General features: G+C 62.1%; 26 protein-coding genes. 12 read left to right on the top strand and 14 right to left on the bottom strand.

Annotation, left to right across the window (positions count from 1 at the left end; genetic code table 11):
* Nucleotides 1-53: 53 nt before the first annotated feature.
* Nucleotides 54-722, top strand: a complete 669-nt coding sequence (gene gph / locus Q0603_RS01300) for a phosphoglycolate phosphatase (protein WP_298720878.1) — start codon at nt 54-56, stop codon at nt 720-722.
* On the opposite strand, the gene Q0603_RS01295 is transcribed toward gph, so the two are convergent.
* Genes Q0603_RS01295 through maiA form a run of 3 tightly spaced genes read right to left on the bottom strand, consistent with a single transcriptional unit; the run spans nt 677 to nt 3,750 of the window.
* Entirely contained in the window at nt 677-2,104 is a 1,428-nt protein-coding gene (locus Q0603_RS01295; protein WP_298720875.1) for a HAMP domain-containing sensor histidine kinase, read from the bottom strand. The genes gph and Q0603_RS01295 overlap by 46 nt on opposite strands.
* 4 nt (nt 2,105-2,108) lie before the next feature.
* Nucleotides 2,109-3,122 carry a TAXI family TRAP transporter solute-binding subunit gene (locus tag Q0603_RS01290; RefSeq protein ID WP_298720872.1) on the bottom strand — a complete coding sequence of 338 codons (1,014 nt, stop codon included), beginning with the start codon at nt 3,120-3,122 and terminating at the stop codon, nt 2,109-2,111.
* Nucleotides 3,112-3,750 (bottom strand): maleylacetoacetate isomerase, encoded by a 639-nt coding sequence (maiA, locus tag Q0603_RS01285; protein ID WP_298720869.1) that lies wholly within the window; start codon nt 3,748-3,750, stop codon nt 3,112-3,114. The genes Q0603_RS01290 and maiA overlap by 11 nt, the downstream gene beginning before the upstream one ends.
* A gap of 177 nt (nt 3,751-3,927) precedes the next feature.
* Between maiA and thiS the strand changes: the two genes are divergently transcribed.
* Nucleotides 3,928-4,917, top strand: coding sequence for a sulfur carrier protein ThiS (gene thiS / locus Q0603_RS01280; protein ID WP_298720866.1), 990 nt, complete (start codon nt 3,928-3,930; stop codon nt 4,915-4,917).
* A 25-nt stretch (nt 4,918-4,942) separates the two neighbouring features.
* Nucleotides 4,943-5,581 (top strand): DedA family protein, encoded by a 639-nt coding sequence (locus Q0603_RS01275; RefSeq protein WP_298720863.1) that lies wholly within the window; start codon nt 4,943-4,945, stop codon nt 5,579-5,581.
* 11 nt (nt 5,582-5,592) lie between these two features.
* Here the strand turns inward: Q0603_RS01275 and Q0603_RS01270 are convergent, their stop codons facing one another.
* Nucleotides 5,593-5,997 (bottom strand): carboxymuconolactone decarboxylase family protein, encoded by a 405-nt coding sequence (locus tag Q0603_RS01270; protein WP_298720860.1) that lies wholly within the window; start codon nt 5,995-5,997, stop codon nt 5,593-5,595.
* Between the two features lie 34 nt (nt 5,998-6,031).
* The gene (locus Q0603_RS01265; protein ID WP_298720857.1) at nt 6,032-6,502 is read right to left on the bottom strand and encodes a MarR family winged helix-turn-helix transcriptional regulator; all 471 of its coding nucleotides are present in this window, start codon (nt 6,500-6,502) and stop codon (nt 6,032-6,034) included.
* A gap of 95 nt (nt 6,503-6,597) precedes the next feature.
* On the opposite strand from Q0603_RS01265, the gene hppD reads away from it, so the two are divergent.
* The 3 genes from hppD (at nt 6,598) to Q0603_RS01250 (ending at nt 9,965) form a co-directional block, all read left to right on the top strand.
* Nucleotides 6,598-7,668: a 4-hydroxyphenylpyruvate dioxygenase gene (hppD, locus tag Q0603_RS01260; RefSeq protein WP_298720854.1), complete on the top strand. Its 1,071-nt coding sequence runs from the start codon at nt 6,598-6,600 to the stop codon at nt 7,666-7,668.
* Nucleotides 7,669-7,709: 41 nt separating this feature from the next.
* Nucleotides 7,710-8,876: a homogentisate 1,2-dioxygenase gene (locus Q0603_RS01255; protein ID WP_298720851.1), complete on the top strand. Its 1,167-nt coding sequence runs from the start codon at nt 7,710-7,712 to the stop codon at nt 8,874-8,876.
* Nucleotides 8,877-8,978: 102 nt separating this feature from the next.
* Complete coding sequence (locus Q0603_RS01250) at nt 8,979-9,965, top strand: fumarylacetoacetate hydrolase family protein (protein WP_298720848.1); 987 nt, start codon at nt 8,979-8,981, stop codon at nt 9,963-9,965.
* Between the two features lie 153 nt (nt 9,966-10,118).
* Here Q0603_RS01250 and Q0603_RS01245 read toward each other — a convergent pair whose 3' ends face one another.
* Together Q0603_RS01245 and Q0603_RS01240 are read right to left on the bottom strand one after the other, a co-directional pair.
* Nucleotides 10,119-10,808 (bottom strand): MBL fold metallo-hydrolase, encoded by a 690-nt coding sequence (locus Q0603_RS01245; RefSeq protein ID WP_298720845.1) that lies wholly within the window; start codon nt 10,806-10,808, stop codon nt 10,119-10,121.
* Between the two features lie 71 nt (nt 10,809-10,879).
* A complete protein-coding gene (locus Q0603_RS01240) occupies nt 10,880-11,788 on the bottom strand; it encodes a hypothetical protein (protein ID WP_298720842.1) in 909 nt (302 codons plus the stop codon).
* Between the two features lie 762 nt (nt 11,789-12,550).
* Here Q0603_RS01240 and aroQ point away from each other — a divergent pair.
* From aroQ to aat, 4 genes are read left to right on the top strand one after another with little or no spacing between them, the layout of a single operon-like run.
* A complete protein-coding gene (aroQ, locus tag Q0603_RS01235) occupies nt 12,551-13,030 on the top strand; it encodes a type II 3-dehydroquinate dehydratase (protein WP_298720839.1) in 480 nt (159 codons plus the stop codon).
* A gap of 50 nt (nt 13,031-13,080) precedes the next feature.
* Complete coding sequence (gene accB, locus Q0603_RS01230) at nt 13,081-13,584, top strand: acetyl-CoA carboxylase biotin carboxyl carrier protein (protein ID WP_298720834.1); 504 nt, start codon at nt 13,081-13,083, stop codon at nt 13,582-13,584.
* 15 nt (nt 13,585-13,599) lie between these two features.
* The gene (accC, locus tag Q0603_RS01225) at nt 13,600-14,943 is read left to right on the top strand and encodes an acetyl-CoA carboxylase biotin carboxylase subunit (RefSeq protein ID WP_298720832.1); all 1,344 of its coding nucleotides are present in this window, start codon (nt 13,600-13,602) and stop codon (nt 14,941-14,943) included.
* 52 nt (nt 14,944-14,995) lie between these two features.
* On the top strand, nt 14,996-15,667 hold the full coding sequence (gene aat, locus Q0603_RS01220; RefSeq protein ID WP_298720829.1) for a leucyl/phenylalanyl-tRNA--protein transferase: 672 nt from the start codon (nt 14,996-14,998) through the stop codon (nt 15,665-15,667).
* On the opposite strand, the gene Q0603_RS01215 is transcribed toward aat, so the two are convergent.
* The 4 genes from Q0603_RS01215 to Q0603_RS01200 form a co-directional block, all read right to left on the bottom strand.
* Entirely contained in the window at nt 15,604-16,029 is a 426-nt protein-coding gene (locus tag Q0603_RS01215; RefSeq protein WP_298720826.1) for a DUF2155 domain-containing protein, read from the bottom strand. The two genes, aat and Q0603_RS01215, sit on opposite strands and share 64 nt — an antisense overlap.
* A gap of 23 nt (nt 16,030-16,052) precedes the next feature.
* Complete coding sequence (gene mlaD, locus Q0603_RS01210) at nt 16,053-16,562, bottom strand: outer membrane lipid asymmetry maintenance protein MlaD (protein WP_298720823.1); 510 nt, start codon at nt 16,560-16,562, stop codon at nt 16,053-16,055.
* Nucleotides 16,563-16,596: 34 nt separating this feature from the next.
* Complete coding sequence (locus Q0603_RS01205) at nt 16,597-16,938, bottom strand: NADH:ubiquinone oxidoreductase subunit NDUFA12 (protein ID WP_298720820.1); 342 nt, start codon at nt 16,936-16,938, stop codon at nt 16,597-16,599.
* Nucleotides 16,939-17,034: 96 nt separating this feature from the next.
* Nucleotides 17,035-17,580 (bottom strand): hypothetical protein, encoded by a 546-nt coding sequence (locus tag Q0603_RS01200; RefSeq protein ID WP_298720817.1) that lies wholly within the window; start codon nt 17,578-17,580, stop codon nt 17,035-17,037.
* A gap of 246 nt (nt 17,581-17,826) precedes the next feature.
* Here Q0603_RS01200 and Q0603_RS01195 point away from each other — a divergent pair, with 246 nt between their 5' ends.
* Both Q0603_RS01195 and Q0603_RS01190 read left to right on the top strand, forming a co-directional pair.
* A complete protein-coding gene (locus tag Q0603_RS01195) occupies nt 17,827-21,441 on the top strand; it encodes a vitamin B12-dependent ribonucleotide reductase (RefSeq protein ID WP_298720814.1) in 3,615 nt (1,204 codons plus the stop codon).
* A gap of 195 nt (nt 21,442-21,636) precedes the next feature.
* Nucleotides 21,637-22,050, top strand: a complete 414-nt coding sequence (locus Q0603_RS01190; protein WP_298720810.1) for a CAP domain-containing protein — start codon at nt 21,637-21,639, stop codon at nt 22,048-22,050.
* Between the two features lie 3 nt (nt 22,051-22,053).
* Here Q0603_RS01190 and Q0603_RS01185 read toward each other — a convergent pair whose 3' ends face one another.
* Genes Q0603_RS01185 through aspS form a run of 3 tightly spaced genes read right to left on the bottom strand, consistent with a single transcriptional unit; the run spans nt 22,054 to nt 25,464 of the window.
* Nucleotides 22,054-22,998, bottom strand: a complete 945-nt coding sequence (locus tag Q0603_RS01185; RefSeq protein WP_298720807.1) for an alpha/beta hydrolase — start codon at nt 22,996-22,998, stop codon at nt 22,054-22,056.
* A 24-nt stretch (nt 22,999-23,022) separates the two neighbouring features.
* The gene (locus Q0603_RS01180) at nt 23,023-23,655 is read right to left on the bottom strand and encodes a MarC family protein (RefSeq protein ID WP_298720804.1); all 633 of its coding nucleotides are present in this window, start codon (nt 23,653-23,655) and stop codon (nt 23,023-23,025) included.
* Nucleotides 23,656-23,676: 21 nt separating this feature from the next.
* On the bottom strand, nt 23,677-25,464 hold the full coding sequence (gene aspS, locus Q0603_RS01175) for an aspartate--tRNA ligase (RefSeq protein WP_298720801.1): 1,788 nt from the start codon (nt 25,462-25,464) through the stop codon (nt 23,677-23,679).
* Nucleotides 25,465-25,587: the final 123 nt, after the last annotated feature.

The following is a 25,587-nucleotide window of genomic DNA, read 5'->3' as shown; positions in this document are numbered from 1 at the left end:
CGGAAATCAAAAGGTTTTTCCGTCTGTTTCAGGGTTTTTCAGATTGTAACACGATGATGCGCAAAGCGATTTTGTTCGATCTCGACGGCACGCTGGTGGATACCGCGCCTGATCTGGCCGCTGCCACCGATTACGCGCTTCAGTGCGCTGGCCGCCCGCCGGTCGGCCTCGATGCGATCCGGCAGATGGTCGGCGATGGAGCCCGGGTCATGGTCGAGCGCGGCTTCGAGACGACCGGCGGCCAGCCTTCCGCCGAGGTCTTCGAAAAGGCGATGGCCGATTTCTTCGCCTGCTATGAGGCCAATCTGGCTAACAAAAGCCGCCCATTCCCGGGCGTCGCGACCTGTCTGGCTAAACTGGCCGAGCGAGGCTATCTGCTGGCGGTCTGCACCAACAAATACGAGCATTTCAGCCGTTCGCTGCTGGATCAGCTCGGCCTGAGCAGCTTTTTTGCCGCCATCGTCGGCGGCGACACCTTGCCGGTGCGCAAGCCCGATCCCGGCCATATCCATGGCACTTTGGAGCGCATCGGCGCTTCCGTCGATTGGGCTGCGATGGTCGGGGATTCCGCCAATGATGTGAATGCCGCCAAGGCGGCCGGCCTGCCCTGCGTGGCCGTCAGTTTCGGCTACACGCGCATCCCGGCTCATGAGCTGGGCGCGGATCGCCTGATCGATCACTTCGACGAGTTGCCCGACGCGCTCTCTACTCTAGGCGGTTGAGCATCCGCGATAACCCGCTGCGGCGGCAGGCGGATGTCGACCCTCGTCCCTTCGCCCGGCACGCTATGCAGCGAGAGGCGGCCGCCATGCAGCCGCACCAGACGCTCGCTGAGCGGCAGCCCCAGCCCCGTGCCAGGCTGCGCCCGCGTCAGCGCGTTATGGATCTGACCGAAAGGCTGCAGCGCGATCTTGATTTGCGCCGCGGTCATGCCGATGCCGGTATCGCTCACCGAGTAGATGAAGCTGCCGTCGTCAGCCAGTTCGGCGGAGAGCGTTACTTTGCCCACCCGGGTGAACTTTACAGCATTGCTGAGCAGATTGATCAGCACCTGAAGCAAGGCGCGGCGGTCGGCATGCAAATTCACCCGCCGCACCGGCGGACTTATCTGCAAGTCGATCTGCGCCTGGACCGTCTTTTCGCGCACCAGCCGGGCCGCCGCCTGCATGATCTCTTCGGCGTCAAACTCCTCTTCCGCCAGTTCGAACTTGCCGGCCTCCACTTTCGACAGATCGAGGATGTCACCGATAATGGCAAGCAGATGCTCGCCGCTGGCATGGATATCGCCAGCATACTCGCGATAGCGCGGAATATTCACCGCCCCCAGCATTTCGCTTTTGATGATCGATGAAAAGCCGATGATCGCGTTCAGCGGTGTGCGCAGCTCATGGCTCATATTGGCCAGGAATTCCGATTTCGCACGGCTTGCTTCTTCGGCAGCACGTTTGGCAGCCAGCGCCGCCAGCTCCGCCTGCTCTTTCAACTGGACCACCTGACGCTGGCGGAACAGCAACAGCACCAGTCCGATCACCAGGGCGGCCACAAAGGCGATCAGCACGCCGACGCCATCGGCGAAGCGATCCAGCCGCTGCTCTTGTGTCTGCAGCATCTCGCGGGCGGTAGCGCGTGATTCCTGCAGCAGCAGGACCAGCTTGGTTTCGGCGTCGCGTGCCCGTCCAAGGATCAGCGAGATTACCGCCTGCGAGTCCCGCGCCTGCCCCGGCACGCCCTCCAGGAACCATCGCGTGATGTCCTGCAGCGCAGGATTGGCGACTGCGTACATGCCGGCAGCACCAACCATGTTGTCGAGATTGTAGTTGGCCCGCAGTTCATCTGCGCGGATCCGGGCTGTTCCAAGCAGAACCCCGACCCGGTCGCGGCTCGCTTCCGTTGGCTCGTGAGCCCATAGTTCTACCGCCCAGGCCAGGTTCGCGACTTCGCGGATCAGCATCTCTGCATCCCGCTCCTGATCCAGCAGGGTCACGGGCAGATTGCGCGCAACAGTGGTCAGCGTATCTTGCACATAGAGCGCAATGCCGACTGCACCGGCGACGATCAGGATGATCGCTGCCATGATCCGTTTGCCTTCGAGGAAGAAGCTCATTCGCTTAATCCGGCCTCAGGCCACGATCGCGGTAAAAGCGGTCGGCGCCTGGATGTAGCGGAAGACTGCGGCCCTCCAGCGCCGCTTCGAAACGGATATCGGCTGCACGAGGATGACCGCGTCGCAGAATCGACTGGCCGCGCTCGCTCCATAACGCTGTCAGAACTGCCTCCACGAGATCATCGGGCAGATCGGCACGGGCCACCAGTTGAGCTCCCACCATCAGCGACGGCACAGCGGGAATGCCCGCATATGCATGGGCTGGTATTTCGCCCTTGGTCAGAAAGGGGTTGGACTTGAGGGGACCGGCGGCAGGATCGACGTCAATCGGCAACAGACGCGCATGACCGGATGCCAGGGCATCGAGCACTGGTTTGGCTGGCCAGCCGGCAACCATGAAGAAGGCATCCAGCCGTCCCTCGATCAGCTGCGGCACAGCCAGGTCCGCCTTCACATAAACGCCCTGCAGATCGGCCTCGCGCAGGCTGTAAGCGGTCAGCAGATTGCGGGCGTGGATGAGCGTTCCCGAACCCGGCTCATCCAGCGCCACCTTGCGGCCCTTCAGGGCGGCAAGGGTATCGATCCCGGATTGCCGGCGGGCCACCACATGCATCGCCTCGGGATAAAGGTTGGCAAGGAACCGGACGCGGTCATGCCGCGGCTTGCCCTGGTAAATTTCCTTGGCCTCAAAGGCCCAGTGGGCGACGTCGGCCTGGACCAGTGCGGCTTCGACCTCGCGCGCCTGCAAGGCCGCCATATTGGCGACCGACCCATTCGAAATCTGCGCGACACCGACCAGCCCGGGCACTCCGCAGCGCGGTTCGGCGCAGTTCGGACCGGCAGGCATATCGCTGATCGCCTGAGCAATCAGCAAGCCCACAGGAAAATACGTGCCGCTCTGCCCTCCCGTGGCGATACGGAAAAAGCGCGACTCCTGCGCTTGGCCTGTGGCGAGGGCAACGAAGAAAGCCGAAACCGCGGCCGCGAAGGCGATGCCGAACCGCCGCCTATTCCGCATCCGGCTGCTTACCCGGCGCCGCCTGGGCGAAGGCTTCCAGCTTCTGGCATTCGGCGTCGATGCGCAGCACGGTCGGACAGGCCGAAAGGTCGCAGTTGAAGCGCCGGGCATTTGCTACCTGCGGCACCAGGCAGATGTCCGCCAAGGTAGGCTTGTCGCCATGGCAGAAGCGCCCGGTGGCGGGATTGCCGCTCAGCAGGGCTTCCACAGCCTGCAGGCCCGTCTCCACCCAATGGCGATACCATTGATCCTTCTTCTCGTCTGGCAGCCCCAGATCCTTTACCAGATAGCGCAGCACGCGAAGGTTGTTGATCGGATGGATGTCGCAAGCGATGGCCTGGGCGAGCGCGCGCACCCGGGCCCTTTCGGCCGGCGTCTTGGGCAACAGCGGCGGCTCGGGATGGGTCTCATCCAGATATTCGATGATGGCCAGCGACTGGGTGAGGACCTGCCCGTCGTCAACAAGGGCCGGGACCAGCTTCTGCGGGTTCAGCTTCGCGTATTCGTGAGCGAGCTGGTCGTTCTTCTGCAGGTGGATGAAATGGTTGTCGTAGGCAAGGCCCTTGAGGTTGAGGGCAATCCGGACCCGGTAGGCCGCGGAAGACCGAAAATAACCATATAGAAGCATGCGAATCCCTCCCCTCGGGGCCCAAATCTACCTCATAGGCTTGGCATTACAAAGCCTTGGGCCGGATTTGGACGAACGTAAGGGTTGCCGGTCCGGGTGCACGCGCTCTATTGTCGGCCCTCCTTTCGGACCCCATCTGTCCTGTCAGGTTCGAAAGGAGCGTTCAGGGTGGCCAACATGCGGTTAACGATCAATGGCGAGACCCGCGACATGGCGGGCACGGCGACGGTGGCGGAGCTTCTCGCGAAGCTTGATCTGGATATGCGTAAAATCGCCATCGAGCTGAATCGCGAGATCGTGCCCCGCTCGGCTTATGACGCCACCCGCCTCTCCGACGGCGACCAGATCGAGATCGTGCATTTCATCGGCGGCGGCAACGCCCCCCTCGGTGCGGTTGCAGACGACTATTTTGAAGTCGCCGGCCGCCGCTTCCGGTCGCGCCTGCTGGTCGGCACGGGGAAATACAAGGATTTCGAGCAGACCAAGCTGGCCATCGAGGCCTCAGGCGCCGAGATCGTCACGGTGGCGGTTCGCCGGGTGAATGTCACCGACCCCAAGCAGCCGATGCTGGTCGACTACGTCGACCCCAAGAAATACACCTATCTGCCGAATACCGCCGGCTGCTACACCGCCGAGGAGGCCGTACGCACCCTGCGGCTGGCACGCGAGGCCGGCGGCTGGAAACTGGTCAAGCTGGAAGTGCTGGGCGACCAGAAGAGCCTCTATCCCGACATGGAGCAGACGCTGGCGGCCACCAAGCTGCTGGTGAAGGAAGGCTTCGATGTCATGGTTTACTGCGCCGACGATCCGATCGCGGCGAAGAAGCTGGAAGACCTCGGCGCCTGCGCGATTATGCCGCTGGCCGCACCGATTGGCTCAGGCCTCGGCATCCAGAACCCGGTGAATATCCGGCTGATCATCGAGAACGCCAAAGTGCCGGTGCTGGTCGATGCCGGCGTCGGCACGGCGTCCGATGCTGCGGTGGCAATGGAGCTTGGCTGCGACGGCGTGCTGATGAACACCGCCATCGCCGAGGCCAAGGACCCGATCCGCATGGCGCGGGCGATGAAGCTGGCGATCGAAGCCGGCCGCCTTGCCTATCTGGCGGGGCGCATGCCGAAGAAACGTTATGCCGATCCCTCCTCGCCGCTTGCCGGCCTGATCTAACGCCCAGAGAAAAACCGGCCGCCCCGTGGATATCGATATCTATCAACTGATCGAGCGATACCAGGACTGGTTCTATCTCATCACGTTCATCTGGACCTTCCTGGAAGGCGAGACATTTGTGATCTTTGCCGGCGCAGCAGCCAGCCAAGGCCTGTTGCACATGTACTGGCTGATTGCGGCGGCCTGGCTGGGCAGCTTTTCAGGCGATCAGCTCTACTTCCTGGTCGGACGCCGATACGGCCACCGCCTGCTCAAACGCTTCCCCAAGCTGCAGGGCGGCGTCAACGTCGCGCTCGACATGCTGCACAAATACCATGTCGGCTTCATCCTCAGCTTCCGCTTCATCTATGGCGTGCGCAACTTCTCGTCGCTTGCCATGGGCATGAGCATGATCTCGTGGCCGCGCTTTGCCGTGCTGAACTTCGTCGCCGCCGGCCTGTGGGCGAATGCCTTCTGCTGGGCTGGCTATCTGCTCGGCGTCGCCTTCGAGGCAGTGCTCGGCAACATCGCCAAGGATTTCGGGTTGATCATGCTCGGGATCTTCATCACCGTCGGCATCGTGCTGTTCATTGTCCATCGCCGCGGCAAAGCCCGTTTCGAAGCCCAGATCGCCGCCAAGCAGAAACAGGCCGTGACGGCGTCCGAGGAAGCTTCAGGCTCCTGAAGAACGTAGCGCTACCCGGCCTTTGGCGCGGGGATCGCCCCCTCTTTCACCAGCACCTCATGCGCCGCCCGGAAGGCTTCCAGTCCGGCGGGAATGCCGCAATAGGCGGTGGCATGCAGCAGTGCGGCCTTGATCTCCTCCACGGTTAGGCCGTTGTTCAGCGCGCCTTTGACATGCAGCTTCAGCTCATGCGGCTTACCCATAGCGGTCAGCATCGCGATGTTCATCAGGCTGCGCTGCTTGCGGTCCAGCACCGGATTGCCCCAGGCCCACCCCCAGGCCCAGGCCGTGGTGGCGCGCTGGAATGCCATCATGAAATCGTCGGCCTTGGCCATCGACTCATCGACGTAATCAGCCCCCAGCACGGCGCGGCGGATGGGCATGCCAATTTCGAACAGCGCATCATCAGCAGACATTTGCTTCCTCCCTGGCGAATCGTCTGCCTAAATCTTAGCTGGATTCCGGCATCTCGTTCATCCGCTTGGTCAGCTTGTCGATGATGCGGTTCAGCTGCGCCACCTCATCGGGTGTCAGGGCAGTGAGCAGGTCACGCTCAAAGCCGAGCGCCAGCGGCGCAATCTCGCCATAGACCTGAAGCCCTTTTGCCGAAAGCGACAGCCGCGACTTGCGCTTGTCGCCCGCATCGCGGACACGGTCTAGCAATCCCTTTTCTTCCAATGCCGCCACCGCGCGGGAGACTGTGACCTTGTCCATCGCCGAACGCTCGGCGACTTCATTTGCCGTCAGATCAGGATGCCGGCCGAGATTGGCGATCACCCGCCATTCGGGAATGCTGATGCCAAACCGGGCCGCATAATGCCGTGAGAGTGCACCGCTGATCCGGTTCGTCACGACCGAAAGTCGGTAAGGCAGGAAATGCTCAAGAATGAGCGTTTCTTTTGTCGATCCAATCTTACCCATTCGCTTCCCGCCCGCAGAATCCGGCGCCCTTGAAATTAGTTTCAATTGTAACTATTATCATCCGCAATCGCAAATCCAAACGGGAGGATATCCCAATGGCCGATCTCTTCGATAATCCGATGGGCACGGACGGCTTTGAATTCATCGAATATGCCGCCCCGGAACCCGCCAAGCTGGCCGCCCTGTTCGAGCGGATGGGTTTCTCTGCTGTTGCCAGGCATCGTTCCAAGAACGTCACGCTCTATCGTCAGGGCGACATCAATTTCATCCTCAATGCCGAGCCGGAAAGCTTCGCCCAGAGCTTCGCCCGCATCCACGGTCCGTCTATCTGTGCCATGGCCTTCCGGGTCAAGGATGCCGCCAAGGCCTATAAGCGCGCCCGCGAACTCGGCGCCTGGGGCGTCGAGCCGCATGTCGGCCCGATGGAACTGGCGATCCCGGCGATCAAGGGTATCGGCGACAGCCTGATCTATCTGGTCGACCGCTATGGTTCGCGTGGCACCATCTACGATGTGGACTTCGTGCCGATCAAGGGCGCCGAGCGCAATCCGAAAGGCGTCGGTCTGACCTATGTCGATCACCTCACCCATAATGTGCATCGCGGGCGCATGGCGGAATGGGCGGAGTTCTATGAACGCCTGTTCAATTTCCGTGAGATCAAGTATTTCGACATCGAGGGCAAGCTGACCGGCCTGAAGTCGAAGGCCATGACCAGCCCCTGCGGCAAGATCCGCATCCCAATCAACGAGAGCTCCGACGACAAGTCGCAGATTGCCGAATACCTGAATGCCTATCATGGCGAAGGCATCCAGCACGTCGCGCTCGGCACCGACGACATCTACAGCACCGTCAGCAGCCTGCGCGGCCGCGACGTGCCGTTCCAGTCGACGCTCGACACCTATTACGACCAGGTGCCGGACCGTGTACCTGGCCATAACGAGGATCTTGCCCGCCTCAAGGAGCTGCAGATCCTGATCGACGGCGCACCGACCCAGAATCAGGGCCTGCTGCTGCAGATCTTCACCGAGAATGTAATTGGTCCGATCTTCTTCGAGATCATCCAGCGTAAAGGCAACGAAGGTTTCGGCGAGGGCAACTTCAAGGCGCTGTTCGAGTCCATTGAGCTCGATCAGATCCGCCGCGGTGTGCTCAAGCCGAACGCATAAGCGTCAATAGCAGTTCAATAAGCAGTAAGGAGAAAAACGCCATGGCCAAGACATGGATTCCGATGACCCACAGCGCGGGGGTGGCCTCGCGCCAGGCCCATGTCGCCCTGCCCGAAGGCACTTATGAACGTGAGATGGGCAAGGAGGGTTTCTTCGGTCCAGCGGCCCATCTCTATCACCAGAACCCGCCGACCGGCTGGATCGACTGGGAAGGCCCGCTGAAGCCGCGGGCCTTTGATACGGCGAAGTTCGCCGATGCCGTCAGTTGCCCGTGGAAGGCCAAGCTGCTGCTCGGCAATGCCCATGTGAAATACCGTCACATGCTGATGACCGAGACGATGGATCACCTGGTCCGCAACGGTGACGGCGACGAGCTGCTTTTCGTTCATGATGGCGAAGGCGAGCTGTTCTGCGACTTCGGGCATTTCTCCTACACGGAAGGCGACTACATCATGCTGCCGCGCGGCACCATGTGGCGCCTTGAGCCCCGCAGCCCCAGCAAGTTCCTGCTGATCGAAGCGACCAACGACAGCTATCGCCTGCCCGACAAGGGGCTGCTTGGTCCGCATGCGATCTTCGACCCCGCCGTACTGCGGATTCCGGAGATTGACGAAGCCTTCAAGGCGCAGCAGCAGAAGGGCCCGGTGAGCGGCGGCAAAGCCTGGCGCGTGGTGATCAAGCGGCGCGACCAGCTCTCCACCGTCACCTATCCTTTCAACCCGCTGGATGTGGTCGGCTGGAAGGGCGATCTCACCGCGGTGAAGCTGAACTGGCGCGACATCCGGCCGCTGATGAGCCACCGCTATCACCTGCCGCCTTCGGCGCATACCACCTTCCTGGCATCGCGCTTCGTTGTCTGCACCTTCGTGCCGCGTCCGATCGAGAGCGATCCCGAAGCGCTGAAGGTGCCTTTCTTCCACAACAACGACGATTATGACGAGGTGATCTTCTACCATCAGGGCCAGTTCTTCAGCCGCGACAATATCCATCCCGGCATGATCACCCTGCATCCCTGCGGCTTCCCGCATGGCCCGCATCCCAAGGCTTTCGCCACCGGCGCCAAGGCTGCGCGGAAGGAGACCGACGAAGTCGCCGTGATGCTCGACACCCGCGATGCGCTGGATGTCGCGCCCGCCGCCGAGAGCGTCGAGTTCAAGGGCTATGTCGGCACCTGGAACCCGGAAGGCTTCAAGCAGGCCGCGGAATAATCGCAAACATCAGCTGGCGTCCCCGCACATGCGGGGACCTAGTCTTCAGTTTTTGCTTCCCACGCTCGTGGGAGTATCTAAGCGTTCAGGAGATAAACACCGATGAAACTAGCCTCGCTGCGGCATGGCCGCGATGGCCGCCTTTGCGTTGTCAGCCGGGATCTGACCCGGATGCTGCCGGTCGATAACCTGCTGCCGACATTGCAGATGGCCCTGGACAGCTGGGCGATCAGCGCGCCGAAGCTGCAGCAGATTTCAGATGCGCTGAACAAGGGCGAGATCGGCAATGCCATTGCCTACGATCCGGACAAGCTCGCCTCGCCCCTTCCCCGTGCCTATCAATGGTGCGACGGTTCGGCCTATCTCAATCATGTCGAACTGGTGCGCAAGGCGCGCGGCGCGCAGATGCCGCCGGAATTTTTGCACGATCCGCTGATGTATCAGGGCGGCTCGGACGACTTCCTGCCGCCCACTGCCGACATCCCGGTGGCCGACGAGGCTTACGGCATCGACATGGAAGGCGAAGTGGCCGCAATCACCGATGACGTGCCGATGGGCATTTCGGCGAAGGATGCCGCTGGGCATATCAAGCTGCTGATGCTGGTCAACGACGTCTCGCTGCGCGGCCTTATTCCCAACGAACTCGCCAAGGGCTTCGGCTTCTTCCATGGCAAGCCATCCACCGCTTTTTCGCCGGTGGCGGTAACACCCGATGAACTTGGCCCCGACTGGCGGGATTCCAAGGTCTGCCGCCCGCTGGTGACGCATCTGAACGGCAAGAAGTTCGGCGAGCCCGATGCGGGCACCGACATGCAGTTCAGCCTCGCCGATCTGATCGCCCATGCCGCCAAGACGCGTAACCTGCGCGCCGGCTGCATCGTCGGCAGCGGCACGGTGTCGAACCGCGATGCCTCGAAGGGCTTCTCCTGCCTGGCCGAGATCCGCATGATCGAGACGATCAACGAAGGCAAGCCGAAGACGCCGTTCATGAAATTCGGTGACCGCGTGCGCATCGAGATGTTCGACCGCGACGGCAAGTCGATCTTCGGCGCCATCGATCAGAAGGTGGTGAAATACACCGGGCCGTAAGATCGGGGTTGCTTCATTACCGACGTGCCAAACCTGCTGCACCCTCGGAGTTCCAACTCCGAGGGTGTTGCTTTTCGGCGTAGAGATGCCCGAGCCCGGGCATGACAATTGGAAGCTCGGCAGCAAAGACTCCTGCGCTGCCTTGCGGCTGTCTTACGCTATTCCCAGCGCGCGATCAGAAACGAAAGGGTTGGTCGCCCTCTCCTGACCGAAGGTGGAAAGCGGGCCATGGCCGGGGACAAAGGTAATGTCGTCACCGAGCGGGAACAGTTTCTCGCGGATCGAGCGGATCAAATCGGCGTGATTGCCGCGCGGGAAATCTGTGCGGCCGATGGAGCCCTGGAACAGAACGTCCCCCACCAGCGCCACCCGCGACAGCCGATGCACGAAGACGACATGGCCCGGCGTATGGCCGGGGCAATGCACGACATCCAGCTTCAGATTGCCAACCTCGACAACGTCGCCGTCTTTCAGCCAGCGCGTCGGCGTGAAGCTGCGGCAGGGCGGGAAGCCGTACTGCTTGGCCGCCTGCGGCATGCCATCGATCCAGAATTTGTCGTCCTCATGCGGCCCTTCGATGGGCAGATCGAGCTGCTCGGCAATATCCATCACCGCGCCGGCATGATCGAGATGGCCATGGGTGACCAGCAGCTTCTCAAGGGTCACGCCACGGCGCTTTGCCGCTTCCAGCAATTGCTGCGGCTCGCCGCCGGCATCGACCAGCGCGCCGCGCATCGTCTCCGGGCACCAGATCAGCGAGCAATTCTGCTGGAACGGGGTGACCGGATTGATTTCGGCATGCAGGCGGGGGGCAGCTTCGGAGGGACGGCTATCGTCAGTCATGTACCCGACTTAACCAGCCAGAACGGCTTTGGCAATGCCGTCCGCCCGGAATGATGACCGTTGCGACAGCCTTACGCGGAAAGATCCGCAGACAGCGCCGCGGTATCCGTCGGGTTATCCTGATAGGCCTGTGCGGCGCGCGCGGTGACAGTCAGCGATGCCGCGGCTGGCGCCGCCTCAGCCATGATCGACTGCAGACTCTGGATCGCACTGTTGCGCAGCCAGTCGTCGCCCTGATGCGCCAGATCGGCTAAAGCCCCAATGGCATCGATCGTCGCCAGAAGTCTGGTGGGCATGTCGGCGCCGGCTCGCAGATCGGCCAGCGTCTCACTCAGCAGCCCGACAATCTCACCCGCATAGCGGCGGAAATCGCGGGCCGTATTGGCTGGCGTCGGCAGCCGGTCGAGGAAGCTTTGCAGCGCTGCCATCCCCGCGGTTTCGCCCTTCAGGGCGCGCCCCAGACGACTAATCGCCGAAGCCAGCGGCTGCAGATTGTTGTTGTTCGGATTGGCATCGGTAAGCCGCTTGTCGCCGACGCGGATGATCACGTCGCGCAAGGCATCGGCTGCTGCGCGGTTGGTCGCCGCAGCGAACTGCCGCAAGCCATCGCTCAGATTGCGGAATAGCTGCGGGTCGCGCCAGTAATCGGCGAATTCGAACCCGCCCTGTCCGATCACGCTGGTTTCAATACGGCCCACGATATCGCCAAGAATCTCCCCGCCGCGCGCATTGCCGACCGTTTGTGCGAAGCTCTGCAGGAATCCCGACAGGCTGGTGACCAGAGCGCTGTCACGATCATTGCTGCTCCCGGCGCTGGCAATGCGGTCGAACACGTCGCGCAGTGCGCTCAGCGCATCCAGTGTCCGCGCGCTAACCGGCGCCGTATTGGTATTGACGGGCGTGGAAACGCCGGCGGCCGGCGGCGTCTCAGATGGCGATGGTGGTAGCGTCGGATCGGCGCCAGCCGTATCTGCCGGCACGCCAGAATCAGGCGTCGGAGCGGAGGTGTCCGTTGGAGCCGTCGTATCCGGCGGCGTCGTAGCCGGAGTCGGGCTACCCGGCGATGGCGCGCTCGGCGCCTCAATGCCTGGTGTCGCAGAATTTGGTGTCCCAGTGCTCGGCGCCCCGGGTCCCGGCTTCACAGGATGCGGTGGGGCGGCAGGGCTACGGAAACGCGGCAAAGGCTCAGCATCGCTGTGCCGCCGGCTCTCGGCGCGGCGGGAAGCCTCCAGCGCGGCGATCAGGTCGGTATCGAGAAGTGGCCGGTCCAGACGCAGTTGCGGCCGCTGAGCCTTGTTCTGCTGCTTCTGCTGCGAAGACGACGGCAGTAGCTGCTCAGCCAGCGTCTTCCCTTGGCTGGTCTGGTTGGAGACCATCCGGGAGAGAAGGACAAGCGCTGCGCGCCCATTGACGGGATTAACCATAGGTTTAGAGTTACTGCGCTTCGGGTCGCGTTAAAATATATTGATTTTTAGGCGTTTCCATTGGTTAATTCTACTTGAAGATATATTAAATTCAATATGATTCTAGTTAATTAATTCTACCTGCACTAGGATACAGGGCGTCTATGCGCGTCCCCTGCTCTTCGCCATCCGGGTTATGTTTCACGTGAAACATACCCGGAACACAAACCAGTCTTTCTGGCCTGCGCTCAGATAGCGCGCCTATTCAATCAACGGGTTGCCCCGTTCAATGCGATAGTGTACGGCAAGGCGCTCAAGTCGGACGGAATGGCAGGACTCATGGCGCAGCAACGGAAACAGCCGAAATCGGGCGAGCGTAAAGGTTCGCTGCCGGTCGTTTACGTGCTGAACGGGCCAAACCTCAACATGCTGGGGCTGCGCGAGCCGACCATTTACGGCAAGGAAACCCTGGCCGATGTCGAGAAGCTTTGCCGCGCGGCCGGCAGCCGTCTCGGCCTGGCCATCGATTTCCGCCAGAGCAACCATGAGGGTGAGCTGGTCGACTGGATCCAGGAGGCGCGCAGCAAGGCGGCCGGAATCGTCATCAATGCCGGCGCCTACACGCATACCTCGGTTGCCATGCTGGATGCCTTGAATGCCGCCGAGAAACCGGTTGTCGAAGTCCATTTGTCCAATATCTTCCGGCGCGAGAGCTTCCGCCATCACTCCTATATTTCGCTGGCTGCGAAAGGCGTGATCTGCGGCTTTGGCCCGAAGGGTTATGTCTTGGCGCTGGAAGCGCTGGCCGAAACCATCTGAATCCCGCATCTTCGCGATAACGATTCGCATTCGAATAGAGGAGTTCTCCCATGGCGTCCGCGCCGAAGGAAAAGAACGGCAAGCCCAGCGCCAGCCGCGTTGACCAGCAGATGATCCGCGACCTGGCCGAGTTGCTGAACGAGACCGGCCTGACCGAGATTGAATGGAGCGAAGGTCCGCTGAAGGTACGGGTTACCAAGGGCGGCGCGGTCTACGCCGCTGCTCCGGCCTTTGCCCCTGCCCCGACCGCTGCGGCGGCGCCTGCCGCTGCTGGTGCCAGCGCCGGTGCCTCAGGTGGCGAGGTCGACTATTCCAACCATCCCGGCGCGGTGAAGTCGCCGATGGTCGGCACCGTCTATGTCGCGCCGGAACCGGGCGCTGCGCCCTTCGTCAAGCTGGGCGATACCGTCAATGCCGGTCAGACGCTTCTGATCGTTGAGGCGATGAAGACCATGAACCCGATCACGGCGCCCAAGGGTGGCCGGATCTCGAAAATCCTGATCGAGAATCAGCAGCCGGTCGAATTCGGCCAGCCTCTGCTGATCATCGAATAAGGGATCGGATTGCCCATGTTCGACAAGGTGCTGATCGCCAATCGCGGCGAGATCGCGCTTCGCATTCACCGTGCCTGCCGCGAGATGGGCATTCGCACCGTGGCGGTGCATTCCACCGCGGATGCGGATGCCATGCATGTCCGCATCGCCGATGAGTCCGTCTGCATCGGCCCGCCGCCCTCCAGCCAGAGTTATCTGAACATTCCCGCCATCATCGCGGCTGCCGAAATCACCGGCGCGGACGCGATCCATCCGGGTTACGGCTTCCTGTCCGAGAACGCCAAGTTCGCCGAGATCGTCGAGGCGCATGGCATCGCCTTCATCGGGCCGACGCCCGAGCACATCAAGATGATGGGCGACAAGATCACCGCCAAGCAGGTGGCGAAGGATCTTGGCCTGCCGGTGGTGCCAGGTTCCGACGGCGCCATCGAATCCGAAGCCCAGGGTCGAAAGCTGGCCGATGACATGGGCTACCCGGTGCTGATCAAGGCCACTGCGGGCGGTGGCGGCCGCGGCATGAAAGTGGTCCGTTCGCCTGACGAATTCGGCCCGGCTTTGGCCCAGGCACGCAACGAGGCGCGCAACGCTTTCGGTAATGACTCGGTCTATGTCGAGAAATATCTCGCCCGGCCGCGTCACATCGAAATGCAGATCTTCGGCGACAGTCATGGCAATGCCGTGCATCTGGGCGAACGCGATTGCTCGCTGCAGCGCCGCCACCAGAAGGTGCTGGAAGAAGCCCGCTCGCCGGCACTGAATGACGATCAGCGTGCCCAGATCGGCCAGATTGCCGCCAATGCCATCGCCAAACTCGGCTATCGCGGCGCCGGCACCATCGAGTTCCTGTACGAGAACGGCCAGTTCTATTTCATCGAGATGAATACCCGCCTGCAGGTGGAGCATCCAGTGACCGAGATGATCACCGGCCTCGATCTCGTGCGCGAGCAGATCCGCGTCGCTGATGGCGCGCCGCTCGGCTACACGCAGGACGACATCAAGTTCAACGGCCACGCCATCGAATGCCGCATCAACGCCGAGAATCCGCGCACCTTTGCGCCCTCGCCCGGCCGCGTTACCGAATATCACGTGCCCGGCGGTCTGGGCGTACGCGTCGATAGCGCGCTCTATGCCGGCTATCAGATTCCGCCGCATTACGACAGCTTGATTGGCAAGCTGATCGTCCACGGTACCAACCGCAATGAATGTCTGATGCGGCTGCGCCGGGCGCTGGAGGAGTATGCGATCGGCGGGCTGGAAACCACCATTCCACTGCATCTTGCGCTGATCAACGAGCCCGACTTCGTTAACGGCGCCTACGACATCCACTGGCTGGAAGAGTTTATCGCCCGGCAAGGATAGGTTCGATGGCGGGACTGGCGCGGCGCGTTCGCCGCGCTAAGCTCATGTGCAAATGGTGAGCACCCGCCCCGAACCGCTGACGCCCGAGTTGCTGCTCCAGGCTTATGCGCGCGGCTATTTCCCGATGGCCGACAGCGCCGACGACCCCGGATATTTCTGGGTCTATCCGCAGCGCCGGGGCATCCTGCCGCTGGACAGCTTCCATGTCCCGCGCAAGCTTGCGCGCACGGTGCGCGCCGGTCGTTTCCGCATCACCGTGGATCAGGATTTTGCCGCCGTCATTGCGGCCTGCGCCGCGCCCGCCGATCATCCCCAGCGCCGCAACACCTGGATTAACGAAACCATCCGCCACGCCTATATCCAGCTGCACCGGCTTGGCTTTGCGCATAGCGTCGAATGCTGGGATGGCGAGAACCTCGTCGGCGGGCTTTACGGGGTGAAGCTGGGAGCGGCCTTCTTCGGCGAAAGCATGTTCAGCCGCGCCACCGATGCCTCGAAGGTGGCATTGGTGCATCTGGTCGGTCGCCTGATCGCGGGCGGCTTCGTCTTGCTGGATACCCAGTTCGTGACGCCGCACCTGATGCAGTTCGGTGCCATCGAAGTGCCGCGCGAGAAATACCTAGATATGCTCTTCGACGCGCTGCCGCGCCGCGCTGACTTCTACGGCTTGCCGCCCGATGCGCCGTCCGACCTGGTTCTGCAATCGATCAGCCAGACATCGTAGACGGGATGCTCCAGCGGATTGAGCCCCGGGCTTGAGGCGAACATCCAGCCGTGGAAGCGCTCGAGCGGCTCCTGCTCCGGCCGCTCTTCAACGATTTCGAGATAGGCTGCGCTTTCCGGCGGATATTCCGGCGGCCGCTTGCGGCAGGTCCGCACCGTGACTTTGAGCGTGCCAAAGCCAATGGTCTGATCGACCGGCGCCTCGAAGGTGTAGATGCGTGCGGTGATCTTATCCAATCCCTGCAGCACGGCGATCGGCATCGGATTGGACGGATATTGCGGCGTATTGTCTGGGACCTGCGCCACCGCAGGCGCCGTGGCCAGCAATGCCGTCGCGATGAGGAAGCGCCGAATTACAGCCACAGGGCTACGCGCAATTGAATGGATTACTTCGGCAGCGGAGACAATTCGGTCTCGCCGCCCTCCTGCCCCTTGCCGCTATTGCCGGCGCCGGTGGCGCTGAAGATCGCCTGACCGATCAGATCCATCAGGTTGACCGAACCCTGCGTGTACTTCACTTCCTGGCCGGCCTTCAGCATCACGTCGCTGCCGCCCGGCTCGATGGACAGATAGTTGCCGCCCAGCAGCCCCTCGGAGGCAACCTTCACAGCCGTGTCCTCCGGCAGTTCGTAGCGGCTATCGACAGAGAAGGTGACCACCGCAGTATAGGTCTTCGGATCGAGCGTCTGGCGAGTAATCGTGCCGATCTTGATGCCGGACAGGCGCACATCGCCGCCGACGACCAGGCCATCGGCACGGTTGAAGCGTGCATGCAGCTCGTAACCCGACAGGCCGGCATTGCCGAACCCGGTCTTGGTATAGGCGAAGCCGAGGAAGAACAGGGCCACTGCCAGCACGACCGCGCCGATCAGGGTTTCAACCAGATTGCCGTTCATTGCTGCCCTCTCTCCTGTCAGCTCCAGGTGGCCGTTATTCCGGCCGCCAGGCTTCGTAATCGCCGGTCGCCGCCGGGCGCTGACCGCCCTTGGCGACACTGCCCTGCGGACGATAGGCGTAGGGCGTGCCGCTCAGGTTCGGCACATGCTCCTTCTGCCAGGGCTTCCGCTCGATGCCGCCGATCGGGGCGTCATCCGTCGTATAATGCAGCCAGGCGTGCCATTCCGGCGGAACCTTGGAGGCCTCCGGCTTGCCATTATAGATGACCCAGCGCTTGCGCCCGCCCTTCTCGCGGAAATAGCGGTTGCCAAACTTGTCCTGGCCGACGAATTCGCCCTTCCACCAGGTGTAGAGCTTGGTGCCGATAAGACTCATGGGATTTACCTCAACCGGAATCCGGGCCGAAATTCGGCCGGACTATGGCATTCCCGCCCCCGCCGGGCAAGCCTCGCAGCGGGCGGGCAGGATCACTTAACGTGCTGTAATCAGCGCGATTTCCTGGGCGAATTCGCGCTCCAGTTCACGCTTGGCCGCCGTTTCGAAAGCCGGGTATTTCGCCGCGGCTGCCTGCAGGGCGGGGTTGTCGCGCGGCAGGTCTTCCGGCCGCAGGATGTCGTTCGCCCGCACCTGCCCCTTCTGGCCCAGCCCCAGGACGGCTCGGGTGATGGCGGTGGTCAGCAGGCGCTGCCCCTCCCCGCTGGCGAAATAGGCGTCCAGCGCGTCGATCTCCGATTTGCTGTAGCTCTGCACGGCGGCATTGACCACCGAGCCGCGAAAGCGCTGGCCTGCGCCCGGCGCCCGCTGGCGCAAGCTTTCGGCGCGGGCCTGCTGCGCTGGCGTCTCGGTTGGCAGGAAGGTCAGATAAAGCTGGACCATGGTATCGACCCGCTTTTCCAAGCCGATGGTGGTCATCAGCCGCTCAGCCGCCTCCCGCGTCGCCTTGTCCGGGGCCGCGGCAGCCGGCAAGACGAAAACGGCCGTAAAAAAAATCACGGTGGCGGCAAGAAAGCGGCGCATGAGCGAATCCTGAATAACTCAACGAGTCATATTGAGCAGGGGAATATGGCAAATCCCTGTCAATGTCTCGTCGGGCGATATGTAGCAGATTTCGTGTTTGCTCGTCCCGGCGCGTTCACCTACATTTAGGGCCGTTGCGGCGAGATGGCGCTAGATGTTGGGCTTTTCACCCTTCTTCAGTCGCCTCATTAGACCACAACACATTGATTTCATTGGGCGACTTAGTACGGCGGGGAAAGAATCACCATGCGTATTCAGCGGCATTTCACCATCGCAGGCGAAGACGCTTATGCAGGTCTGGAGTGGAAGACCACGACGAGCGAAATCCGCAATCCGGATGGCAGCGTGGTGTTCAAGCTGGATCAGCTGGAAGTGCCCGCTGGCTGGTCGCAGGTGGCCGCCGACGTGCTGGCCCAGAAGTATTTCCGCCGCGCCGGCGTCCCGGTCGCGCTGAAGCCGGTGCCGGAAGAGGATGTCCCCGAATTCCTCTGGCGCCGCGAGGCTGATACCGAGGCACTTGAGTCGCTGCAGCCGCAGGACCGCACCACCCAGGAAACCAGCGGCCGCGAGGTTTTCGACCGTCTGGCCGGCACCTGGGCCTATTGGGGCTGGAAGGGCGGTTATTTCGATTCGGAAGCAGATGCCCGCGCCTATTATGATGAGATGCGGTTCATGCTGGCGGCCCAGATCGCCGCGCCGAACTCGCCGCAATGGTTCAATACCGGCCTGCATTGGGCCTATGGCATCGACGGCCCGGCGCAGGGCCACTATTACGTCGACTACAAGACCGGAAAGCTGACCAAGTCCAGTTCGGCCTATGAGCATCCGCAGCCGCATGCCTGCTTCATCCAATCGGTGCAGGACGACCTCGTCAACGAGGGCGGCATCATGGATCTGTGGGTGCGCGAAGCGCGCCTGTTCAAATACGGCTCCGGCACCGGCAGCAATTTCTCGAAGCTGCGCGCCGAAGGCGAAAAGCTGTCCGGCGGCGGCAAATCGTCGGGCCTGATGAGCTTCCTGAAAATCGGCGACCGCGCCGCCGGCGCGATCAAGTCGGGCGGCACGACACGCCGCGCTGCCAAGATGGTGATCTGCGATATCGACCATCCCGATATCGAGCAGTTCATCGACTGGAAGGTGGTCGAGGAGCAAAAGGTTGCGGCGCTGGTTGCCGGCTCCAAGCTGGCCAACAAGCACCTCAACCTGATCATGAAAGCCTGCCAACTCGGCTCTGGCGATGACCGCTTTGATCCGAAGAAGAATGTGCAGTTGCGCCGCGAGATCGTCGCCGCCCGCAAGGCGATGATCCCGGAGAACTACATCCAGCGCGTCATCCAGTTCGCCAAGCAGGGCTATACTGAGATCGAATTCCCGACCTATGACACGGATTGGGATTCGGAAGCGTATCTCTCGGTCTCGGGCCAGAACTCGAATAACTCCGTCCGCGTCTCGGACGAGTTCCTGCGTGCCGTCGAGCAGGACGGCAACTGGAACCTCACCTTCCGCGGCAACGGCAAGGTGGCGAAAACGGTGAAGGCCCGCGACCTGTGGGAGCGCATCGGCTATGCGGCCTGGGCTTCGGCCGATCCGGGCATTCAGTTCGATACCAGCATCAACGACTGGCATACCTGTCCGGCGGATGGCCGCATCAACGCGTCCAATCCCTGCTCGGAATACATGTTTCTGGACGATACGGCCTGCAACCTCGCCTCGCTGAACCTGATGTGCTTCCGTCAGGACGACGGCAGCTTCGACGTCGAGGGCTTCCAGCACGCCGTGCGGCTGTGGACCATCACGCTGGAAATCAGCGTGATGATGGCGCAGTTTCCGAGCCGCGAGATCGCTGAGCTGTCTTACAAGTTCCGCACGCTTGGCCTGGGTTATGCCAATCTGGGCGCGCTGCTGATGTCGTGTGGCCTGTCTTACGACTCTGATGCCGGCCGCGCGCTTTGCGGCGCCATCACTGCGCTGATGACCGGTATTGCCTACGCCACCTCGGCCGAGATGGCGGGCGAACTCGGCGCCTTCCCCGGCTATGCGCCGAATGCGGAAAACATGCTGCGTGTGATCCGCAATCACCGCCGCGCCGCCCAGGGCGATCATTTCGGCTATGAAGGCGTGACCACGCCGCCGGTGCCGCTGGATCATGCAAGCTGTCCCGATGCTGCCCTGCTCGGCGCCGCCGAGGCGGCCTGGGATCTGGCACTCGAGCTTGGCCAGCAACATGGCTACCGCAACGCTCAGGTCAGCGTGATCGCGCCGACCGGCACCATCGGTCTGGTGATGGACTGCGATACCACCGGCATCGAGCCGGACTTCGCGCTGGTGAAGTTCAAGAAGCTCGCTGGCGGCGGTTACTTCAAGATCATCAACCGTACCGTACCGCTGGCACTCAAGACGCTGGGCTACACGGATGCACAGATCAAGGATATCGTCGACTACGCGGTCGGCCATGGCACCCTGAAGGGCGCGCCTGGCGTCAACCACGAGACGCTGAAGGCCAAGGGCTTCACCGACGAGGTGATTGCGAAGGTGGAGAAGAACCTGCGCGGCGCCTTCGACATCAAGTTCGTGTTGAACCGCTGGACGGTAGGTGCAGATTTCTGCAAGAGCCTTGGCTTCACCGATGCCCAGCTTGACGATCCCAGCTTCGACCTGCTGTCAGCGCTGGGCTTCAGCAGCCAGGAAATCGCCGCGGCAAACCTTTATTGCTGCGGCGCCATGACGGTGGAAGGCGCGCCGCATCTGCGCGATGCGCATCTGCCGGTTTTCGATTGCGCCAATCCCTGCGGCAAGGACGGTAAGCGCTTCCTCTCGGCGGAAAGCCATATCCGCATGATGGCGGCGGCGCAGCCCTTCATCACGGGCGCGATTTCCAAGACCATCAACATGCCGAACCTTGCCACTGTTGATGACTGCAAGCAGGCCTACATGCTGGCCTGGAAGCTGGGCTGCAAGGCGATTGCGCTCTATCGCGATGGCTCTAAGCTGAGCCAGCCGCTGCAGGCGCAGGTGCTGGAGGATGACAGCGACGATGAAGGCCTCGCCGAGCAGCTGGCAGATGCGCCCTCCGCCCAGCGCGCCCAGGTCATTGCCGAGCGCATCGTCGAGAAGCATGTTGCCGGCCGTCTGAAGCTGCCGCTGCGCCGCAAGGGTTACACCCAGAAGGCGATCGTCGGCGGGCACAAGGTATATCTGCGCACCGGCGAATATGACGACGGCAAGCTGGGCGAGATTTTCATCGACATGCACAAGGAAGGCGCCGCCTTCCGCAGCCTGATGAACAACTTCGCCATCGCGATCTCCATCGGACTGCAGTACGGCGTGCCACTGGAAGAATTCGTCGATGCCTTCACCTTCACCCGCTTCGAGCCCTCGGGCATGGTGGAAGGCAACGACGTCATCAAAATGGCGACGTCGATTCTCGACTACGTCTTCCGCGAACTGGCGATCAGCTATCTCGGCCGCACCGATCTCGCCCATGTGCAGCCCGACGATCTGCGCCACGACGCGCTGGGCGCCAAGCAGGCGCCGATGAAGGAGGTCGAACAGGTCGAGGAAGTGATCAAGGTCGCCTCCACCGGCTATATCCGCTCGAACCTTTACGTGCTGAAGGGCGGCCAGAACCGCGCGCCGACGGCCGAGCTGCAGGCCACCGGCACTGATGGTCCGATGATGTCGGTCTCCGCCGAAACGGCGGTGACGGTGAGCACCAGCAGCAAGGTGATGGAGCGCATCGCCGAAGCCCGCATGAAGGGCTACGAGGGCGATGCCTGCCCCGAATGCGGCAACTTCACGCTGGTGCGCAACGGCACCTGTCTGAAATGCGATAGCTGCGGCTCGACCACGGGCTGCTCGTAAGCCTTAGTTCACAGTTCTCTCCTCCAGAAGAAGCCCCGGCGCACAGAAGTGCGTCGGGGTTTTATTTGGCCGCCAGGGGATTTTGTGTTGACCATCGCTCGGCTAGCCTGCCTCGGATGAAGCAGCAAATCGGCGCATGATTAGGATTGTTCAGGCCCGAACCTGTTCCCCATATTGTTGCTCTGCTCTCTGTTGATGGGAGGCAGCGCAGCCGCTGAAACCAGCTGGCAGAACCAGCTTCTTGCCGCAGTGAACGCAACCCGCGCCACCCATAATCTTGCGTTGCTGCGATGGAGCGACCGTTTGGCGGAGGCGGCGTTAGCTCATGCCGCCGATCTGCAAACCTGTGGCAAGCTCAGCCATGAAGGCTGCGACGGCGGCGATCTGCGCAGGCGGCTGCACCAGGCTGGTTATCGTTTCCGCAATGCAGCCGAGAATATCGCACTTTGCCTCTGCGATCCGTCCGAGGTGGTACGGCTGTGGATGAACAGCGAAGGCCACCGCCGCAATCTGCTCGATCCCAGCATCGTCGAACTGGGCGGCAGCCGTCTCAGTGACCGCGAAGATTTTCGCCGCGATCTATGGGTGCTGGTACTCGGGCGAGAGTAGATATTACTGCCCGAAGGCGAGCTTCAGAGCCACCCCCATCTCAGCCAATGCCTGGCCGGCCTGCGGCATGACTTTACCCAAAGTCACGAAGCCATGAATCTGGCCTGCGAACTCGCGGAACACCACCGGCACGCCAGCCTTCTTCAGCGCCATCGCATAAGCTTCGCCTTCGTCGCGCAGAGGGTCATGGCCGGCCACCAGCACGTAGGCCGGCGGCAAGCCTTGCAGGCTTTTCGCGTGCAGCGGAGACGCGCGCCAGTCGTCCCGATCCTCGGGGCCGTTCAGATAGTGCTGCTGGAACCAGTCCATGCTGGCTCGCGTCAGCAGATGACCCTCGGCAAACTTCGTATGCGAGGCTGTCGTCATATGCATGTCGGTCGCGGGATAGATCAGCAGCTGATAGGCAATCTTCGGCACGTTTTCCAAGCCTCGTGCCATGAGACAGACCACCGCCGCCAGATTGCCGCCGGCGGAATCGCCGCCAACTGCCAGCCTGTCGGCATCGACGCGCAGCGGCTTCGCCTCATCCGCCACCCATTTCGCCGCGGCATAGGCATCGTCTACCGCCATCGGGAACTTGCATTCCGGCCCCATGCGGTAATCGACCGCGATCACCGCGCAGCGGGCCTCGGTGCTCAAGATCCGGCAAACCACGTCATGCGTGTCGAGATCGCCCAGCACCCAGCCGCCCCCATGGTAATAGACCAGAACCGGCAGCACTTCTTTCTTGTCGACACCGGCCGGCCGGTAATAGCGCAGCGGGATCGGGCCATGCGGGCCGGGCGCGGCGATATTGTCGACCTCCGACATTTCCGGCGGCTCCGGCGTGACGGCGCCGCGGCTGTCCTTGTAAAGCTTGCGCGCCGCTTCCGGTGTCATCGTCGCGTAGTCGGGACGATTGGCCGCTTTGACGAGGGCCAGATAGGCTTCGGCTTCTTTGTCCAGCATGGCGAGGCGTGTTCTCTCTTTTTATCAGCCGAGGGCGGGGAATAGCCCCCGTAACCCGTTAGCGAAGATTTGAACCGCTACCGCGGCCAGCAGCAAGCCGAAAATGCGGTTGAGGATGTTGATCCCGGTGCGCCCCAAACGGTTGCCGATCGGCTGGGCCAGCTTCAGCACAATCCAGACGATTACACAGATCAGCGCCAGCACCGCGATGCTCAAGGCGGAATGGGCCAATCCCTCGCCCTTCTGCACATGAATGATGATTGCCGAGATTGAGCCGGGACCGACCAGCAGCGGCATGGCGATCGGCACGACGCCGACGGCTTCGCGGTCGGATGCCTCCGCCTCCTCTTCCGGCGTATGCTGCTGCGGGCTGAGCTTGGCGTTGATCATGCTGAGCGACATCAGAAACAGCACGATACCGCCGCCAACCTGAAAGGCCGGCAGACTGGCGCCCATGAAGCGCAGAATCACGTCGCCCGAGAAGCCGGCGATCAGCAGCCCTCCAAACACGGCCAGGGCCGCCACGCGCGCCGTCTGATTGCGGTAGGATTTCGGCCGCCCCTCGGTCAGCAGCAGGAAGACCGGGATCGCCGCGAAGGGATCGAGAATCGCGAGCAGGGTCAGCGCGAAGCGGACATAATCGAGGATATCGAGCATGCCGCTCCGCCGTCTCCGTCGTTACGATTTCTTGTCCGCTTCAGGTGCGACGACACGGATATGCAGCTCGCGAAGCTGCTTCGGTGTCACTTCGCTCGGCGCCTGCATCATCAGATCCTGCGCCTGCTGGTTCATCGGGAACAGCACGACCTCGCGGATATTTGGCTCATCGGCCAGCAGCATGACGATACGGTCGATGCCCGGCGCGATACCGCCGTGCGGCGGGGCGCCATACTTGAACGCGTTCAGCATGCCGCCGAACTTGCTCTCCACCACTTCAGGGCCATAGCCGGCGATCTCGAAGGCACGGTACATGATCTCGGGCTTGTGGTTACGGATGGCGCCCGAAGACAGTTCCACGCCATTGCAGACGATGTCGTACTGATAGGCCAGGATGTCGAGCGGATCCTTGGTGTTCAGCGCTTCCAGACCACCCTGCGGCATCGAGAAGGGATTGTGCGAGAAGTCGATCTTCTTTTCGTCTTCGTTGTACTCGAACATCGGGAAGTCGACGATCCAGCAGAACTTGAAGACGTTCTTCTCGCAGATGTCCAGTTCGTCGCCGATGCGCAGACGCGCCTGACCGGCCAGCTTGGCCGCCGCCGCTTCCTTGTCGCAGGCGAAGAAGATGGCATCGCCGTCCTTCACGTTGCCCTGCTTCTTCAGCAGCGCGATGCGATCGGCATCAAGGAACTTCGCGATCGGCCCCTTGGCTTCCCCATTGTCAAAAATGATATAGCCCAGACCCGCCGCGCCTTCCTGACGTGCCCAGTCATTGAGCTTGTCGAAGAAGCTGCGCGGACGCGACGCTGCGCCGGGCGCCGGAATGCCGCGCACCACAGCGCCGTTTTCGATGTTGCGCGCGAATACGCCGAAGCCCGAGCCGCGGAACACTTCCGTCACGTCGGCCAGGATGATCGGGTTGCGCAGATCAGGCTTGTCGGAGCCGTATTTCAGCATCGCCTCGCGATAGGGAATGCGCGGAAAGTCCTTCGGTCCGCAATCGCGGCCATTGGCGAACTCCTCGAACACGCCATGGATCACCGGACCGACGGCGTTGAAGACGTCCTCCTGCTCGACGAAGCTCATCTCGACATCGAGCTGGTAGAACTCGCCGGGGCTGCGGTCCTTGCGGGCATCCTCATCGCGGAAGCACGGGGCGATCTGGAAATAGCGATCGAAGCCCGAGACCATGATGAGCTGCTTGAACTGCTGCGGCGCCTGCGGCAGCGCATAGAACTTGCCCGGATGCAGACGGCTCGGCACCAGGAAGTCGCGCGCGCCTTCCGGCGAGGACGCCGTCAGGATTGGCGTCTGGAATTCCATGAAGCCCTGCTCGGTCATGCGCCGGCGGATCGAGGAAATGACCTTCGAGCGCAGCACGATATTGTTGTGCAGGCGCTCGCGGCGCAGATCGAGGAAGCGGTATTTCAGACGGATCTCTTCCGGATATTCCTGCTCGCCGAATACCGGCATCGGCAGTTCCTGCGCTTCGCTCAGGACTTCAATGCCAGACACCACCACCTCGATGCTGCCGGTCGGCAGGTTAGGGTTCACCGTCTCCGGCGTACGGGCGACCACCTTGCCGGTGACGCTGACAACGTATTCCGAGCGCAGTGCCTCCATCTGCTTGAAGGCTTCCGAGCCGCTTTCGGCCACGCACTGGGTGATGCCGTAATGGTCCCGCAGGTCGATGAACAGCAGATTGCCGTGGTCGCGCTTGCGATGGACCCAGCCGGCGAGCTTGACTTGGGCGCCGACCTCGCTGGGACGCAGTTGGCCACAGGTATGCGTGCGATAACGGGACATGGAATAACCTTCGGAATCTCTCTGAAAAACCGACGAAAATCGAGGGGGAACTGGCCCTGTCGGACGGGGAAAGTCAAGGCCGATCCTAGCGGAAAATACGCCCCTCGCATACCCTGAGGGGAT

The sequence above is a fragment of the uncultured Ferrovibrio sp. genome, assembly GCF_937960835.1.
Lineage (GTDB): Bacteria > Pseudomonadota > Alphaproteobacteria > Ferrovibrionales > Ferrovibrionaceae > Ferrovibrio.
The sequence above is the reverse complement of the archived record's forward strand: the minus strand, read 5'-3'. Positions and strand labels throughout refer to the sequence as shown.

Excerpts from the sequence above, each read along its gene's own strand:
- accB (WP_298720834.1), top strand. The coding sequence starts at position 13,081 with ATGGCGTCCGCGCCGAAGGAAAAGAACGGCAAGCCCAGCGCCAGCCGC.
- Q0603_RS01185 (WP_298720807.1), bottom strand. The coding sequence starts at position 22,998 with ATGCTGGACAAAGAAGCCGAAGCCTATCTGGCCCTCGTCAAAGCGGCC.
- Q0603_RS01295 (WP_298720875.1), bottom strand. The coding sequence starts at position 2,104 with ATGAGCTTCTTCCTCGAAGGCAAACGGATCATGGCAGCGATCATCCTG.
- Q0603_RS01205 (WP_298720820.1), bottom strand. The coding sequence starts at position 16,938 with ATGAGTCTTATCGGCACCAAGCTCTACACCTGGTGGAAGGGCGAATTC.
- aat (WP_298720829.1), top strand. The coding sequence starts at position 14,996 with ATGGTGAGCACCCGCCCCGAACCGCTGACGCCCGAGTTGCTGCTCCAG.
- Q0603_RS01180 (WP_298720804.1), bottom strand. The coding sequence starts at position 23,655 with ATGCTCGATATCCTCGATTATGTCCGCTTCGCGCTGACCCTGCTCGCG.
- gph (WP_298720878.1), top strand. The coding sequence starts at position 54 with ATGATGCGCAAAGCGATTTTGTTCGATCTCGACGGCACGCTGGTGGAT.
- Q0603_RS01250 (WP_298720848.1), top strand. The coding sequence starts at position 8,979 with ATGAAACTAGCCTCGCTGCGGCATGGCCGCGATGGCCGCCTTTGCGTT.
- Q0603_RS01255 (WP_298720851.1), top strand. The coding sequence starts at position 7,710 with ATGGCCAAGACATGGATTCCGATGACCCACAGCGCGGGGGTGGCCTCG.
- Q0603_RS01190 (WP_298720810.1), top strand. The coding sequence starts at position 21,637 with ATGGGAGGCAGCGCAGCCGCTGAAACCAGCTGGCAGAACCAGCTTCTT.
- mlaD (WP_298720823.1), bottom strand. The coding sequence starts at position 16,562 with ATGAACGGCAATCTGGTTGAAACCCTGATCGGCGCGGTCGTGCTGGCA.
- maiA (WP_298720869.1), bottom strand. The coding sequence starts at position 3,750 with ATGCTTCTATATGGTTATTTTCGGTCTTCCGCGGCCTACCGGGTCCGG.
- Q0603_RS01270 (WP_298720860.1), bottom strand. The coding sequence starts at position 5,997 with ATGTCTGCTGATGATGCGCTGTTCGAAATTGGCATGCCCATCCGCCGC.
- hppD (WP_298720854.1), top strand. The coding sequence starts at position 6,598 with ATGGCCGATCTCTTCGATAATCCGATGGGCACGGACGGCTTTGAATTC.
- aspS (WP_298720801.1), bottom strand. The coding sequence starts at position 25,464 with ATGTCCCGTTATCGCACGCATACCTGTGGCCAACTGCGTCCCAGCGAG.
- Q0603_RS01195 (WP_298720814.1), top strand. The coding sequence starts at position 17,827 with ATGCGTATTCAGCGGCATTTCACCATCGCAGGCGAAGACGCTTATGCA.
- accC (WP_298720832.1), top strand. The coding sequence starts at position 13,600 with ATGTTCGACAAGGTGCTGATCGCCAATCGCGGCGAGATCGCGCTTCGC.
- Q0603_RS01245 (WP_298720845.1), bottom strand. The coding sequence starts at position 10,808 with ATGACTGACGATAGCCGTCCCTCCGAAGCTGCCCCCCGCCTGCATGCC.
- Q0603_RS01290 (WP_298720872.1), bottom strand. The coding sequence starts at position 3,122 with ATGCGGAATAGGCGGCGGTTCGGCATCGCCTTCGCGGCCGCGGTTTCG.
- aroQ (WP_298720839.1), top strand. The coding sequence starts at position 12,551 with ATGGCGCAGCAACGGAAACAGCCGAAATCGGGCGAGCGTAAAGGTTCG.
- Q0603_RS01265 (WP_298720857.1), bottom strand. The coding sequence starts at position 6,502 with ATGGGTAAGATTGGATCGACAAAAGAAACGCTCATTCTTGAGCATTTC.
- Q0603_RS01200 (WP_298720817.1), bottom strand. The coding sequence starts at position 17,580 with ATGCGCCGCTTTCTTGCCGCCACCGTGATTTTTTTTACGGCCGTTTTC.
- thiS (WP_298720866.1), top strand. The coding sequence starts at position 3,928 with ATGCGGTTAACGATCAATGGCGAGACCCGCGACATGGCGGGCACGGCG.